The sequence below is a fragment of the Nostoc sp. UIC 10890 genome, assembly GCF_054786515.1.
The window spans coordinates 7,061,684-7,076,497 of sequence record NZ_JBSGKF010000001.1; the positions used below are offsets into that span (position 1 = coordinate 7,061,684).

Here is a 14,814-nt window from a genome sequence, read left to right on the forward strand (position 1 = left end):
TGTCTAGAACTTGGTTATTTAAGCTCATAGGTTATCCCATTTTGGATTTTAGTTAATTTCTGTCAATCCCTGTGTCCTATTTTTGAACTGCACCAACGGGAACAGGTTCACCGAGAACTTTGGCGAATCTTTGCAAATAGAAGTCCGCAGGGTTTGCTACCGATCGAATTGAGGAGCGATCGCGTACCAGATTCCACCATGTCTGCAAACGAGGTGTTTCTGCTGGTAGTGTGAATTTGCGGAAGTGTTCTAAGAGTGGTAAACGTTCAAACCAAGGATAGAAGCTGACATCAACTAGGCTAAATTGATCTCCTAAGAAGTAATCACCTTTGCCTAATCCTTCTTGTTCAATATATAGAAGTGCTTCTGTGAACTCTTTTCGTCCTTGTTCCTGTTCTTGGCTATCTTTACCGCGCAGAAATTTGTTAAAAGCTGGGACAAGGCGAGTATTGGCGTAGTCTATCCAAATCCGAGCGATCGCTTTAGCTGCGGGATCGCGGGGTAACAATGGTGGTTCTGGAAAAACTTCATCTAGATATTCATTGATAATAGCGGACTCGTAAATTTCAATATCCCCATGTTTGATAGCCGGAACTTTACCATAGCGCGAAATTTGCGTGTACCCATCTGGTTTGTTCTGTAAGTCAATTTCTATCGGGGTGAAGTCAATGCCTTTTTCCAGTAAGACTACACGAGTCCGTTGAGAGAAGGTAGAGGCTTTGGCGAAGTACAGTTGTATGTTGCTCATGAAATCTTTTCCTTGTAATCATCGTGAATACAGACTATTTGAGATTGCACAACTCAAACTAAAGCAATAAGACAGAAATGAGATGTGTTGATTAGTGCGGTTAAATAATTGACTGGTAGGTATCTACATCAGTTAAATGAAATATTACAGTTTATCGGTCGGGTTAGCGTAGTTTAAATATTATACAGTTTTTATGAAAATATGCATACCTAATTGTTAGCGTAACTAAATATTGAGGTTTTCATAAATTATAGGACTAGCCCTTTCAAGGTGGCCAACGAAGATACGCTTGAATCCTTCGCTCAGATTTTGGGCTTTTTGAAGGTTGAAATAACCAATTCTCGTTCTAAATCTCACCACCTTGAAAGGGTTGGTAGGTGGGAATAAACCAAACTATGTTACTAAAAGTAAACACGTCTAAAACCCTTACCAATGAAGAATGACAAAGGACAACCCGTATATTTATTTTTTTGCCGCCCAAAATCTTTTTGGGCGGCGAAAACTTAGGGAAAGATAAAATTATTTTGACTACCAAAAAGCTGTGCTAGGCAGCTACAGGAGTAGCAAATCTAGCATATTGCTCTATGTAGAACTCCTTACTATTAGCGATCGCCACTACAGAATCACGTTGTTTTACAGCCTTTTTCCACTGACGTAGACGAGTAAATTCTTCTGGTATACCAAAGCCTCGATAGTGCTTCAGTGCAGGCCAACGCTCAAACCAGGGGTAAAAGGTGAAATCAACCAGACTGACGGATTCGCCAAACCAGTAAGGGCCGTCTCCTGATAACTTCCCTAAAGCTTCATTCTCGATAAATTCTAGATGTTGGTATAGTTCTTGTTTAGCTGCTTCTTGCTGTTGGATATCGGAACTACGCAAGAGAGTAGAAAAAGCTGGAACAAATCGAGTATTAGCAAAATCAATCCAGATTCGAGCTTGTGCTTTAGCAATGGGACTGCTAGGCAAAAGCGGCGGATTTGGAAATACCTCGTTGAGATATTCGTTAATTACTGCTGATTCCCAAACTCGGTTATTATTATGTGCGATCGCAGGGACTTTTCCATAAGGAGAAATATCTGTAAATCCCTCTGGTTTGTTCTGCAAATTAATTTCAATCAAGTCAAATTCGACGCCTTTTTCTTGCAATACTAAACGCGAACGGTGAGCATAAGGGCAAACAACTGCACTATATACCTTGATTTCAGCCATGTTGATTATTCCTCTATGAATAGGATTGGTTTATTAGCTTTGGAAATTAATTCAATTCAATTCAATCCAAAATCTAAAATTGAACTAGTAGTCTGCCAACCCAAAAATGCGCTTGTGAGGACTCTTAATTGGGGAAAGGGAAAAGGGTAAGGGATTTAAACCCTTTCCCCCTTCCCCTTTACCCCGCCAAGTTTCCTTGGCGAACTACTAGAGCCAAGGCACTTCTTCAGGCGCATACCGAAAAGCGCGGAATACTGAATTTTGCTCCCCACTAGCTACTGCTGACTTCTCACCAAGATTCCGAACAGCAAAGTGAGGATTAACATATTCCCAAACAATCTCTCCTGTAACTGTCACCTCAAATATACGACCGAAAGCACCTTCTGTAATTAAAGTGTTGCCATTCGCTAGACGCTGTGCGCCTGATATATACGAACTGAAGAAATTTTGAGGTGGGTTGTCAGTATATTGCCAAACTATTTCTTTCGTTTGACGGTTGACTTCAATCACACGAGAGAAATTCAGCGCAGTGTGACGGCGATGTGCGCCATTATCAAAAATTAGGATATTGCCGTTAGCTAATTCGTTAGGAAAGTGTTGCTGTGCTAATACATCATCTCCGAGTGTCCAGATAATTTTTCCTGTTTGGCGATCAATAATTGCGACGGTAGAGATGTTACGAAAGCTAACGATAATATTGCCATCAGCGAGTTCGCCTACAGTATTGCCATGAGTCCATTCGTGTCGTTGATCTTGGGGAGTGATAGTAAAAATATCTGGATCTAAGTGTTCGTGGGCGTGCCAAGTCCAAACAATTTCACCCCCAGGAGTAACTTCGTAAAGTACATCAGCATAGATATCACCGTCTGCTTCTGTTCCCGCTACACCGCCTTTGATATGAGGAATCAAAGATTGAGGTATCTTTTCAATAGCTAATAAAATCGTGTTACCGCTGCTTAGTCTGCGTCCGTCGTGATGATGATCTGGATGTTTATATTCCCAAATAATATTTCCCTTGGGATCTGCTTCTAAGACAACGCCACCTTTAAAGGCAGCCCACAAAGGAAAATGTGGCGGAACATCTAGCGTCTTACCATTATAAAAAAGGTTGCCATTGGGTAAAAGATAAGCATATAAACCCGGTGAATATGGCAGATTCCATTGATGTACTACTTCTCCTTCTAGATTCAGAAGATATACTTCTCCCTTACCTGTAAGTGGTGTAAAAAGTGTATAACCCTTGAATGCCTTGTCAGGATTATAAGCTCTTAAACCAGTACCACGGCGACGAATAGTATTTTGGTCAACTGATGCTGTTGCGATCGTCATAGTTTTAAGAGGATTAGGGATTAGGAACTGGGGACTGGGGGCTAGGGACTGGGGACTGGGGATTGGGGATTGGGGACTGGGGAAAATAACTACCCAGCACTCCCTACTCAGCACTCTTATGGTGCTGGATTTGGATATTGAGTATGAACTTCGTCCAATTCAGCCAAGATATCTTTGTCGAGAACTACATTGATGCTTTCTATATTTTCCTTGAGTTGTTCGAGTGTAGTAGCACCAATAATCGTACTAGCAACAAACCAACGACTCCTTACAAATGCGATCGCTAATTGTGCAGGACTTATTTGATGGCGTTTGGCAATTTCTACATAAGCTGCTACTGCTTTACTCACATTTGGTTTTAAATATCGCTGACCAAAGTTTTCAAACAAAGTAACTCTTGCTTTCTCTGGTTTGCCGTTAAGGTATTTACCAGTTAAATAGCCGAATCCCAAAGGGCTGTAAGCTAGTAAAGGAACGTTTTCGTAATAAACTGCTTCTGCAAGAGCGCCATCAAAAATTCGATTGATTAAATTGTAGGCATTTTGAATTGAGACGACTTTAGGTAATCCTAATTGTTTAGCTGCGTGGCTAAATTGGGCAATGCCCCAAGGGGTTTCATTACTTAAGCCAATATAGCGAATTTTACCTGCATTGATGACATCAGCAAAAACTTCTAGTTGTTCAGTGATGGAAACTGTTTCTTTTACCTGAGTGGGGTCAAAAACTGTTTGTCCAAAACGAGGTACATAACGATCTGGCCAATGGATTTGATATAAATCAATATAGTCTGTCTGTAACCTTGTAAGACTATCATCTACAGCTTGTTTGATATTGTCCCGATCAATTGCTTTCGCTCCATCACGTAGCCACTTAAAGCCTCGACCGGGCCCTGCAATTTTAGTAGCAATTATTAGTTTGTCTCGCTGTTGATGTTTTAACCATTCTCCAATATAAGTTTCGGTTAAGCCGTATGTTTCACCACTGGTTGGTACTGGATACATCTCAGCCGCATCAATGAAGTTGATTCCTTGGCTAATGGCATAATCTAGCTGCTGGTGGGCTTCTTCTATAGTATTTTGTTGCCCATAAGTCATTGTGCCAAGGCAAATGTCGGAAACGTTTAGGTCACTATTGCCTAATTGGTTATACTGCATAATTTGGGATATGTTCATTATTTAATTGACAATTTTTATTGCTCAGTTTGCATTGCTCAATAATTACTGCTTCTGCTGTGAAATATTTTCTCTTGAGAACCAATGATAATTATTTAGATAATACTACGGTATGTACATCAGTTTACTTGTGTTTAAAACAAAATTCACAAAATCATCTTAAAAAACATCTATTTTGATACTTGACAAATATCAATAACGTTTTACCTTCTTTTGTAGGCGATCGCCATAACCAACGCTATGGTTATCGATATAATTTTGTGTGTAGCCTAATAACTAGGCTACACACGACTAGGAGAACCTGAGCATGACAATCTTACAAGTTGTAGACAAAGAGTTTTCAAAAGTTCCCATCATTGATATTAGTGCGCTGATTTCTCAAAATAGCAACTCTTCTTGTGTAATTGCAGACCAAATCAGACAAGCGTGCCAAGATTACGGTTTCTTCTATATCGTCGGACATGGAGTTGATGAAAAACTACAAGAGCAATTAGAACATCTAAGTCAACAGTTCTTCGCGCAGGATGTAGAAACTAAACTGAAGATTCGTATGGCTTTTGGTGGTAAAGCATGGCGAGGATATTTCCCCGTGGGTAACGAGTTGACATCAGGTAGACCTGACTTAAAAGAAGGTATTTACTTTGGTGGAGAACTAGGAGAAGACCATCCACTTGTGAAAGCTGGTACACCAATGCATGGTCGCAATCTTTTTCCATCCAACATTCCCCAATTTAGGGAAACAGTACTTGAATATATATACTCAATGACCAAACTTGGACACACTCTAATGGCTGGTATTGCTCTAAGTTTGGGATTAGAAAAGTCCTACTTTGCAGACCGTTATACAAAAGACCCATTGATATTATTTCGGATTTTCAATTACCCTCCTAATTCATCATTATCTAAATCTGAATGGGGCGTTGGCGAACATACAGATTATGGAGTATTAACTATTCTCAAGCAAGATAAAGTCGGTGGATTACAAGTCAAGTCCAAGTCTGGTTGGATAGATGCACCTCCTATTCCTGGTTCATTCGTATGCAACATTGGGGATATGCTCGATCGCATGACACGAGGACTGTATCGCTCAACACCCCACCGCGTTCAGAATTTATCAACGAGTAATCGCCTTTCGTTCCCGTTCTTCTTTGATCCCAACTTTAACGTTGAAGTCAAACCCATTGAACTAAATGATGTAGTCGTTAATGATGATAAAAGCGATCGCTGGGATAAAGCTAGTGTTCACGAATTTCGCGGCACTTATGGCGAATATCTCTTGAATAAAGTCTCTAAAGTATTTCCAGAACTACGTCAAAAAGTGCTTGAAAGTGCTGAATAAAAACTCAATCCCCAGTCCCGAATGGCACTAAGTTAAGCTGAAAGGTAAGCGGCGTATGGATTGCAGAGGGGCAGAGGGGAATTTCTAAATATATGTTCGTATGCCTAAAATTTCTTCTTTCTCCCCTGCTGCCTCAACGATTTTCCCTTTTCTTAGTGCCATTCCCCCAATCCCCAGACACCTAAATTAACTTTGATAAGGACGCGGCAGTTGGCGCAGTTTATGAGCCGTATCCAATTCGCTATTGTTTTTTCTGCCATATCCCCAACCCAAGAGGCTACGATATTCACCCATGATGCCACTTTCAATTAAATCATCCTCATTGACTGCAACATTGGTATGAGATTCAGGCGCAACATAGAGTGCATCCGCAGGGCAATATGCCTCACACATGAAACAAGTTTGACAGTCTTCCTTGCGGGCGATCGCAGGTGGTTGGTTGGGTACTGAGTCAAAGACATTGGTAGGACAAACTTGGACGCACAAATTACAATTAATACAGAGTTTATGGCTGACAAGCTCAATCATGATATGCTCCTGCTACAACTTTGATACAGTAGGTGTGGTTTGAGTGGTTTGTACTGGTGATGTAGCAATCGCATTCGTAATCCAATCACGCCTCACCCAAAGCTTATCTAAGCCGCCTGTTGCTTGGTAATAACGCTGATTTGGATCGGTTTCGGGATAGTCCACACGAATATGTTCACTGCGCGTTTCCGTGCGATGTAACGCGCTAAAATACGACCATCGTGCTACCGCTGTCAAAGCAGCCGCTCGACGAGAAAATTCCACATCGCGCACTGTATCTTGTTTTGGATTTCCTTGTACTTGCTCCCATAGCTTCTCTAATTTAGCAAGAGAATCTAAAAGTCCTTGCTCAGAACGCAAGTAATTCTTCTCCAACGGGAACATCTCGGCTTGTACACCATGCACGATCGCCTCACTATCGAATGTTTCAGAAGTGGGTGAGGGCGATGATCCCAATCCCACTTGACCAGTAGGACGCGCAACCCGTTCATTTGCATGAGCGCCTAAACTCTTAGCAAAGTCTGCTGCTCCAACTCCTGCCCATTGCCCTGTGGAGATTGCCCAGGCAGCATTGGGACCACCACCCCCAGAAGCTAAACCGGCTAAAAACTCCCGCGATGCTGCATCACCAGCAGCATAGAGTCCAGGAACTTTTGTCGCACAATCATCATTCACAATCCGAATCCCACCTGTACCACGGACTGTACCCTCTAAAACCAATGTCACAGGCACTCGTTCTGTATAGGGGTCAATACCAGCTTTGGTATAGGGTAGAAAAGCGATGAAATGAGACTTTTCAACCACTGCTTTAACTTCCGGTGTGGCTCGATCCAAACGAGCATAAACGGGGCCTTTCAAGAGGGCATTAGGGAGAAACGATGGATCGCGACGACCATTGATATAACCACCCAGATCATTGCCTGCTTCATCGGTATAACTAGCCCAACCAAAAGGAACACCCCTGGTTACAGTTGCATTGAAAGCCGTCGAAATAGCATAGTGATTAGAAGCTTCCATACTAGAAAGTTCCCCGCCGGCTTCTACTGCCATCAGCAGTCCATCACCTGTATTGGTATTGCAACCTAATGCTTTACTCAAGAATGCACAACCGCCATTCGCTAAAACTACTGCACCAGCACGAACGGTATAAGTACGATGATGTTGCCTCTGCACACCTCTTGCTCCCGCTACTGAGCCGTCGTCAGCTAATAAAAGCTCTAGAGCCGGACTTTGGTCGAGAATCTGCACACCAACACGCAGAAGGTTTTTGCGAAGTACCCGCATATATTCAGGGCCATAATAACTCTGACGCACAGATTCCCCATCTTCTTTAGGGAAACGATAGCCCCAACTTTCTACTAGGGGCAAACTCAGCCAAGTTTTTTCGATAACACGCTCGATCCAACGTGAGTTAGCGAGGTTTTTTCCTACGCGATAACGCTCCGATAAAACTTTTTCCCAATTCTCTGGAGACGGAGCCATGATACCGTTACCACTAGCAGCAGCAGCACCGCTTGTACCCAGAAAACCTTTATCAACAATGATGACTTTGACTCCTTGGGATGCGGCTGCCCATGCTGCCCATGCAGCAGCAGGGCCACCACCAATTACCAGTACATCAGCATTTAACTGTAGTTCATTTTCACTATGGACTGTTAGCAATTCCCTTTCCTCAATAAAGTCAGAATTCAGGAGTCAGAAGCGCTCCGACTTTGTATGAAGCAAATTCATACATTCAATCAGCAACGCCCACAAAATTAATAAATAGATGTCAACAATTTATCGATCGCAGATCGAAACGCTGTTGCTGCACCAGCACTCATATCACGGGGGGCGCAGATGCGATTTCTCAAATATGCGAAAGTAATAGCTCCCACAGCAGCGAAAATAGGATCAATGCTGCTATTTTTACCACCAGTCCTTCCACCTGGTAAAGTTGCACCATTGCCATGCATCAGATAATCAGCTAGTTGTCGTAGGTGAAAATCAACAGCGTCCTTAACTGTGGTAAAGTCACCGTCTGCTGCTATTGCTTGGACTCCAGAATTTTTGAGAATATCTGCGATCGCAACTTCCCGATTATCGCTCAATCTCTCAGCTGCTTCGGCTCGATATTGAATTTTCTCACTATCTGCCACATCAAGAGGTAAAGGATTGGCGATCGGTTCTACACCCCATCTGCGACGCAAAAGTAAATTGTTGGTGATATTATCCGATTTCACTCTGTGATAAGCAGGACGCTGATTAAGTGCATCAAACCAAGCATTAATTCGAGGAAAGCGAGGATTTCCTTTGAGGTTATATCCCCGATATACAGGTAAATTAGCCGCCAATCTATCTAGATGGGGGCTATACAGAATGTCAACTAAGCTAAACGTACTTACGAAGTAAGGGCCGGGATATTTAGCCAAAGCTTGCTCAAGTTCATCTAACTTAGCCTCAAATGCTGTTTGTAAGTTTGCCAACTCATCAGCATCTACAGGTGCTTCTCTCAGGAATTTGTAAGCAATCTCTCTAAAACCGTTAGTCTCAGCCTCCTCAACCAACTGTCTAGCAACAGCGTTTTCCTCTGAATTCTCAGGCAATAATGCTGGATGTGGAAACCTTTCTTCTAAAGCTAAGAGAATATCTTTGGATTCGTATACTAACTTTCCCTCAATTTTTGCTGCTGGCACAAGGGTTGTAGGAACTAGGTCAGTGTACCATTTGGGTTTATTAGTTAAATCAATAAACTCCGTTGCAAAGGGAATTTCCTTTTCTTCGAGAGCAAACCAAACTCTCTCGCAGAAAGGACACCAGGAATTAGTATCTCGATAAAGCAAGACTGGTGGTTCTGTGTTTGGGGGAAGTTTCTGTAAACTGCTGGGTATTGGTGCAGTAGAAGGAGATTGTCCTGTCCTCTTTACCCTACGTGCAGAGGTATTTTTTCTAGCAGTCTCTAAAACTTCTTCCCAAGTTGACACTGTGTTTTGAATAGACATTTTTTACCTCGCTTTACTAGGAATGCCGGAAAACACAAATAACTGTTGTTCTTTGGGTTGAGGTAAGTTTTCACCAAAATATCGATGAAGACCTACACCCATGTCTCCCGTGGCCGTAAGCTTGAAGTTCACTTCCTCAAATCCAGATGCACTTAAAATTTTCCGCACATTGTCAGAGTAGGTAATACCGTTGGAGTGTCCACGAGTCCAAATGACAAAAGCACCTGGTTTACTCAGAAAACTCAGGTTATCTAGTAAGCGATTGAGTTCAGCTTCCTGTGCCAGATTGCCAAAGACACCACACACGATTACAATATCTGCCAGTACTGCTCCTACATAGTTAGTAGCAAGAGTTGCATCATCATTGATAAACTCAATCTGCTTGGCTAAACCCAAAGACTCTATAGTTGCTCGTCCACGCTCAACTAAATTTGAATTTATTTCAACCAGTCGTGCAGAAACATCCTTCGCACGGGGGTGATTTTTTAAAGTTCCTAGTAAATCTCGTCCATCACCCGCACAAACACTCACTATTCGGATAGCTCCAGATGGAGACGCATTTAAGCTATAAGCAATATATTCCTGCACGATTTCTAGACGCTGCTGCAATTTTGGCTCAGTGTTATAGAGATCGTGCCATTCATACCAATCTTTTGGCATAGGGGGTGATTCCCGTTTGATGCACACTGTATGTCCATCAAACTACGGTTATTTTATCAAGTAACTGTAGTTTGTATCTAGAGGCAGAGTATCACAGAAATTTATATAAAATCAAGTCTTATTCCGTATAATCACTTTTAATCGAGTGGTTATACGGGAATTTTCCGTATAATAGATAGCTAGTACCGCAAGGCGGAAGTCAAAAGTCAAAGGTAAAGGGAAAAGGGATGGAATTTTCCCTTTTCCCACTCGCCACTCTTCATCCCTTCCCCTTTCCCCCACTTCTGCAAGAAGTCTCATGAATGCTGATTGTTTAACCATTAAAGAACTCACTGATGCAGTAGGATGCGGTTTAACTCCGCGGATGGTGCGCCATTACCATCAATTGGGACTGCTACCGCAACCAGTGCGATCGCCTAGCAATTACCGTCTCTATACCAAAAAAGATGTCCTCCGGTTGCAACGGATTGTAGCATTGAAGCAGCAAGGGTTTCAGTTAAACCACATCCGCAATATTTTGGAGGTGGAACCAGAGGCGGATACAACTGTTAACCTCATGGGACAACTCCAGCAACAATATCGGGCGGTGATGCAACAAATTTCTCAACTGCGGCAAACTGCATCAGCATTAGAAGGATTATTGGGGCGCGATCGCCATTGTCAAATTATCCAGGCGGAAGTTTTGGCACAACTGAAGTTACTGGATGTCGAAACTCAAGCCGGCTTGGGGGGATTGGAAAATCTGTGGAGTGGCTTGGATGCCGAGATTCATACCCATTCAGAAGCTTTTACTGAATCGCTACAACGTTTATTACCTGATTTGTCTCACCGTTCAGAAATTGAACAACACCTAATTTCTCAGTTAGTTTTGGCTTGTGGCGATGTCAGTTTGGTGTCCTTTGTCAAATTGAGTCGAGGCGCGATCGCAGCTAGTCGAGCAGCTCTATCTTTAAGTTGTCAAATTGTTGTCGATACCCAAACGGTTGCTGCTGCTTTAGATAAAACCCGATTAGTTCATTTGGGATGCCGCATTGAAACCTTGATTGATAACCCTCATATTACCACCGCCACAGAAGCAGAACTCGCTTTTTGGCAACATCGACAATGGCGAGAAAAATTGCAGCAAGTAAGTCCGGGTTGTGTGCTGGTAGTCGGTTATGCTCCCTCAGTACTTGTAGAAATTTGTGAAGCAATCGCTAACCAGAAAATTCAGCCTGCACTAATAATAGGAATGCCCATTGGCTTTAGCCATGCTCCCGCAGCCAAGCGACAACTGATGCAACAAGGGATACCTTATATTACAGTTGAAGGAACTTTGGGAGGTGGCGCTTTAGCTGCAACTGCCCTAAATGCTTTAGTGGAATCACTGATTGATAAGCCAGATTGCCATTGTTATCTCAATGAGTGCTGAACAATAGACAAAGATTTCTTGCTGTTTAAGGTAATACAGCATTTTGTATCTAACAGGACTTACGCAACTGGCACAATGCGATCGCATTGTGCCAGTTGCGTAAGTCCTGACTAAAATAAAATTACACGATATTGTTTGTTAATTTGACTTGCACAATCATATCGTTGTAATCTTTGTCACCACCATTTACTAAATCTTCAAAACCAAAACTGTTATTTCCCAACAGTCGAATATGATCTACTTTATCTGAGTTAGCACCTAAGAATGAGAAGTAAACATTTGTATTCGCATTACCATTCTCAATGGCATCGGGTTTAGCATTAACAATAATAAATGGTGCAAACAAAGAACCACTCTCGAAAGTGCCAGTGTAATTTACTGTAGCTTGATTGTTCACAGTCAAATCAATTCCCACAACACGGCTACGCACAGCAGCTTGAGTGTAACCAGCTTGTCCAACAAGAATGTCAGCCTGTCCATCACCGTTAGTGTCAATTCCACCATTTTCATCAGCGATTTTATAGAAGCCAACATAGTTGTTATATATTGCTTCTCTATTGACTATAAATTCACCTGTTATTGGTTCTGTTACACTCCGTAAATCAATCAGTTCGCCTTGATATTTACCTTGCAGAGCAGTGCCTAAAGATGTCTCTTCATTGGTTGGCTGAATATCTATAACCAAATTCTGGAAGTTAAGAGAAAACCCTTCTTCTTGTTGTGTATTGTTAGTTATATTTGAGGAAAAGGAGACATTTGACAAAGAGGTTTTTCCGGACAGTATAGCTTGAGTAGTGCTGTCGGATACCAGATAAAATCTCAGTTTGGTATCAGAGTCAAATTCTAATATGTTTATCAGGTCTGTGGGATTGAAACCATTAGGTAGATTGGCAAGGGTGGACAAAATCACCCTTGAACGCGAAAGAGCCGCTTGCGTATAGCCTTGTGCGCCAGGAGCTATGCCATTAATTCTACCTTCTTCATCGTCAACGGTAAATACACCCAGTTCATTTACCTTGTCAGAGGTATTGTTTTTAATCTTGATTGAGAGTTTTCCTTTATCACCTTGATTGTTCGTGTTAGTCTTGACACTAAAGATATCCGCTGTAATATTTGTCAACAGGGGAAACTGGACAGTAGGAATTGTAGGAGTATCCAGGGCAACCGTCGTGAGTGTAAACACATCAGTGGCTATAGCTCCAGCATTATCTGTAGCGGTAACTTTGATGTTGAGACTACCTACATCCTGATTCGTAGGAGTGCCACTGAAGGTATTGGTAGTCGGATTGAAGTTCAACCAAGTGGGCAGTAATTCATCATTTTCCAGAGTTGCAGTGTAGGTGAGGATGTCTTCGGTATCTGCATCACTGAAGGTATTAGCATCAAAAGTAAAGCTGAAAGCTGTATCTTCTTGAGCTGTTCGATCCGCGATCGCATTTTGTAAACTGGGTGGAGTATTTAGGGCAGCCGTCGTGAGTGTAAACACATCAGTGGCTATAGCTCCAGCACTATCTGTAGCGGTAACTTTGATGTTGAGACTACCTACATCCTGATTCGTAGGAGTGCCACTGAAGGTATTGGTAGTCGGATTGAAGTTCAACCAAGTGGGCAGTAATTCATCATTTTCCAGAGTTGCAGTGTAGGTGAGGATGTCTTCGGTATCTGCATCACCGAAGGTATCAGCATCAAAAGTAAAGCTGAAAGCTGTATCTTCTTGAACTGTCTGATCGGCGATCGCATTTTGTAAACTGGGTGGAGTATTTAACTCTCCCGTCGCTCCTAAAAAAGCTAAATACCCTGTGGAAGCAGTTTTCTCAAGTGTGATACTCTCAAGCGTCTTCGTTGCATCCGCTGAGAACCTTACCCCAAATACCGCCGCATCATTAGCATTTTCAAAGCCAGTTCCATCAGTTTCACTACGGTCTAAGTTATTAATTAAATAGTAGAGAGTTGTTGATGGGGTAATTTCGTTAAACCAGTCGGGAATCGTTTGGCTATCAGTTGTTTGCGTTGTTCCATCACTATAGTTCAAGGTGAAACGGGCATTACTGCTTGCTTCGGTTGAAGTTAAGGCCAAATGCACATAAGCATACTGACCACTCGAAACATTAAACGTAAAATTCCCAGTAGAAGTTGTAATTAGACGAGCATTATTGCCGTTGTCACTGTTTCTATAACTGAGTTGAATATCTGGATTAAAGCTAGTAGCCCCAAAAAATCCGTCATCTGGCAGTCCAATACCCAAAGTACTATTACTAAAAGTAGCGAAGGTTTGGGTTATCAAAGCAAAATTGCTCCCATCAATCGCTGTTTGGGTGGTGTCAGTGACATCTCCGGTACGGTTGACAATGACATCAGCATCAAAGACTGATGCAACATCAAATGGGACTGTGGAGCCTAATATACCTGGATAATTTGCGATTGCTCGATCGCTAAAAGCAAGTTGGGGTTTAATCTCACCCACAGTCACTTCTAAATCCCAATTTCCTCCTAATGCTGTATTACCCGTTTTTCCAGCAGAAGCAGCAATTTTAGCGCCGGTTAAGGAATGTAGTTTGTAGAGAAATTCCTCTCCCGCATCACCAGCAGCAACATTACAACCGTATAAAAGTAAATTGAGATTTTCTCTTGAACATCCCTGTAACTGGGGCGCATAATCTTTTAAGGTATCAAGGCTCAGTTGGCTATTACCTAAATAAAGACATCCTGGCGCACCGTGAGAAACAATGTGAACTGTCTCTACATTTTGGCGTTGTTTTAATACTTTTGTAATTTGCTCTACACCGTCTCGTTGTGCTGACAGGATAATAGTTTCAACGCCTCTTAAGGTTCCTTTGAGAAGAATTTCTGCGTCACTAACAAAAGGATCGATAAACAGGATTTGTACTGTAGAGCTATTTGTATATGCCAGAGTAGATGCACTGCTGATTATAGGATTCAAAGACATGACAAATTTTTCACCACTACTTGTTTAACGTAAGTAAGAGCAATTCAAAAAAAATTATCTCAGCGATTCTATTAAAAAATTAAAGCTCAAACTCCTTCCTTATATCCACTTGAAAAATAAAATTAGGTCTTATTTTTCTTTCCCTAGAGTAGTGGAAGATGAGTATAAAACTACAATTTTATTTTTGAGAATATCGTGAGATTGAAAAGCCTGTTTGATATTAAATTTAGCAGTTTGTTTACTACAACAGTATTTTTACTGAGAATACTCGTGAATGTCCCAATTAGAGCAGTCAACGTACACAATGGGCGACTCATTTGACGGTCAGCCTGCTCGTATTGCTTACCTTTGTTTCACCAGTCCCAATCAAAAGACTCAAACCTTTTGGGATTTTGAGCAGTGTAGCAGACTGATGGTATAATTGGTTTGACTGCTAAGTAAGTACTGACAATAATCTAATTTAGTAAATTTCATATTGAAAAACCAGTC

General features: G+C 41.8%; 11 protein-coding genes. 2 read left to right on the forward strand and 9 right to left on the reverse strand.

What is annotated here, in order from left to right; genetic code table 11:
- Positions 1-76 precede the first annotated feature (76 nt).
- From ACWATR_RS29270 to ACWATR_RS29285, 4 genes are all read right to left on the reverse strand, one after another.
- On the reverse strand, positions 77-748 hold the full coding sequence (locus tag ACWATR_RS29270; RefSeq protein WP_460339788.1) for a glutathione S-transferase family protein: 672 nt from the start codon (positions 746-748) through the stop codon (positions 77-79).
- Positions 749-1,292: 544 nt separating this feature from the next.
- Positions 1,293-1,958 (reverse strand): glutathione S-transferase family protein, encoded by a 666-nt coding sequence (locus ACWATR_RS29275; protein WP_460339790.1) that lies wholly within the window; start codon positions 1,956-1,958, stop codon positions 1,293-1,295.
- Between the two features lie 207 nt (positions 1,959-2,165).
- Complete coding sequence (locus ACWATR_RS29280; protein ID WP_460339792.1) at positions 2,166-3,287, reverse strand: aryl-sulfate sulfotransferase; 1,122 nt, start codon at positions 3,285-3,287, stop codon at positions 2,166-2,168.
- 116 nt (positions 3,288-3,403) lie between these two features.
- Positions 3,404-4,441 (reverse strand): NADP(H)-dependent aldo-keto reductase, encoded by a 1,038-nt coding sequence (locus tag ACWATR_RS29285; RefSeq protein ID WP_460340757.1) that lies wholly within the window; start codon positions 4,439-4,441, stop codon positions 3,404-3,406.
- Between the two features lie 325 nt (positions 4,442-4,766).
- Between ACWATR_RS29285 and ACWATR_RS29290 the strand changes: the two genes are divergently transcribed.
- A complete protein-coding gene (locus ACWATR_RS29290) occupies positions 4,767-5,798 on the forward strand; it encodes an isopenicillin N synthase family dioxygenase (protein ID WP_460339794.1) in 1,032 nt (343 codons plus the stop codon).
- Between the two features lie 186 nt (positions 5,799-5,984).
- Here the strand turns inward: ACWATR_RS29290 and ACWATR_RS29295 are convergent, their stop codons facing one another.
- The 4 genes from ACWATR_RS29295 to ACWATR_RS29310 form a co-directional block, all read right to left on the reverse strand.
- Entirely contained in the window at positions 5,985-6,326 is a 342-nt protein-coding gene (locus ACWATR_RS29295; RefSeq protein ID WP_229498306.1) for a 4Fe-4S binding protein, read from the reverse strand.
- 12 nt (positions 6,327-6,338) lie between these two features.
- Positions 6,339-7,988, reverse strand: coding sequence for an FAD-dependent oxidoreductase (locus tag ACWATR_RS29300; RefSeq protein ID WP_460339797.1), 1,650 nt, complete (start codon positions 7,986-7,988; stop codon positions 6,339-6,341).
- Positions 7,989-8,083: 95 nt separating this feature from the next.
- Positions 8,084-9,307 carry a glutathione S-transferase family protein gene (locus tag ACWATR_RS29305; protein ID WP_460339799.1) on the reverse strand — a complete coding sequence of 408 codons (1,224 nt, stop codon included), beginning with the start codon at positions 9,305-9,307 and terminating at the stop codon, positions 8,084-8,086.
- Positions 9,308-9,310: 3 nt separating this feature from the next.
- Positions 9,311-9,967, reverse strand: coding sequence for a class I SAM-dependent methyltransferase family protein (locus ACWATR_RS29310; RefSeq protein WP_460339801.1), 657 nt, complete (start codon positions 9,965-9,967; stop codon positions 9,311-9,313).
- 298 nt (positions 9,968-10,265) lie between these two features.
- Between ACWATR_RS29310 and ACWATR_RS29315 the strand changes: the two genes are divergently transcribed.
- Complete coding sequence (locus tag ACWATR_RS29315) at positions 10,266-11,378, forward strand: precorrin-8X methylmutase (protein WP_460339803.1); 1,113 nt, start codon at positions 10,266-10,268, stop codon at positions 11,376-11,378.
- Positions 11,379-11,499: 121 nt separating this feature from the next.
- Here the strand turns inward: ACWATR_RS29315 and ACWATR_RS29320 are convergent, their stop codons facing one another.
- The gene (locus ACWATR_RS29320) at positions 11,500-14,325 is read right to left on the reverse strand and encodes a DUF4347 domain-containing protein (protein WP_460339804.1); all 2,826 of its coding nucleotides are present in this window, start codon (positions 14,323-14,325) and stop codon (positions 11,500-11,502) included.
- Positions 14,326-14,814 lie beyond the last annotated feature (489 nt).

Bases quoted from the DNA above. Each gene is read 5' to 3' on its own strand.
- ACWATR_RS29270 (WP_460339788.1), bottom strand. From the start codon at position 748: ATGAGCAACATACAACTGTACTTCGCCAAAGCCTCTACCTTCTCTCAA.
- ACWATR_RS29275 (WP_460339790.1), bottom strand. From the start codon at position 1,958: ATGGCTGAAATCAAGGTATATAGTGCAGTTGTTTGCCCTTATGCTCAC.
- ACWATR_RS29280 (WP_460339792.1), bottom strand. From the start codon at position 3,287: ATGACGATCGCAACAGCATCAGTTGACCAAAATACTATTCGTCGCCGT.
- ACWATR_RS29285 (WP_460340757.1), bottom strand. From the start codon at position 4,441: ATGCAGTATAACCAATTAGGCAATAGTGACCTAAACGTTTCCGACATT.
- ACWATR_RS29290 (WP_460339794.1), top strand. From the start codon at position 4,767: ATGACAATCTTACAAGTTGTAGACAAAGAGTTTTCAAAAGTTCCCATC.
- ACWATR_RS29295 (WP_229498306.1), bottom strand. From the start codon at position 6,326: ATGATTGAGCTTGTCAGCCATAAACTCTGTATTAATTGTAATTTGTGC.
- ACWATR_RS29305 (WP_460339799.1), bottom strand. From the start codon at position 9,307: ATGTCTATTCAAAACACAGTGTCAACTTGGGAAGAAGTTTTAGAGACT.
- ACWATR_RS29310 (WP_460339801.1), bottom strand. From the start codon at position 9,967: ATGCCAAAAGATTGGTATGAATGGCACGATCTCTATAACACTGAGCCA.
- ACWATR_RS29315 (WP_460339803.1), top strand. From the start codon at position 10,266: ATGAATGCTGATTGTTTAACCATTAAAGAACTCACTGATGCAGTAGGA.
- ACWATR_RS29320 (WP_460339804.1), bottom strand. From the start codon at position 14,325: ATGTCTTTGAATCCTATAATCAGCAGTGCATCTACTCTGGCATATACA.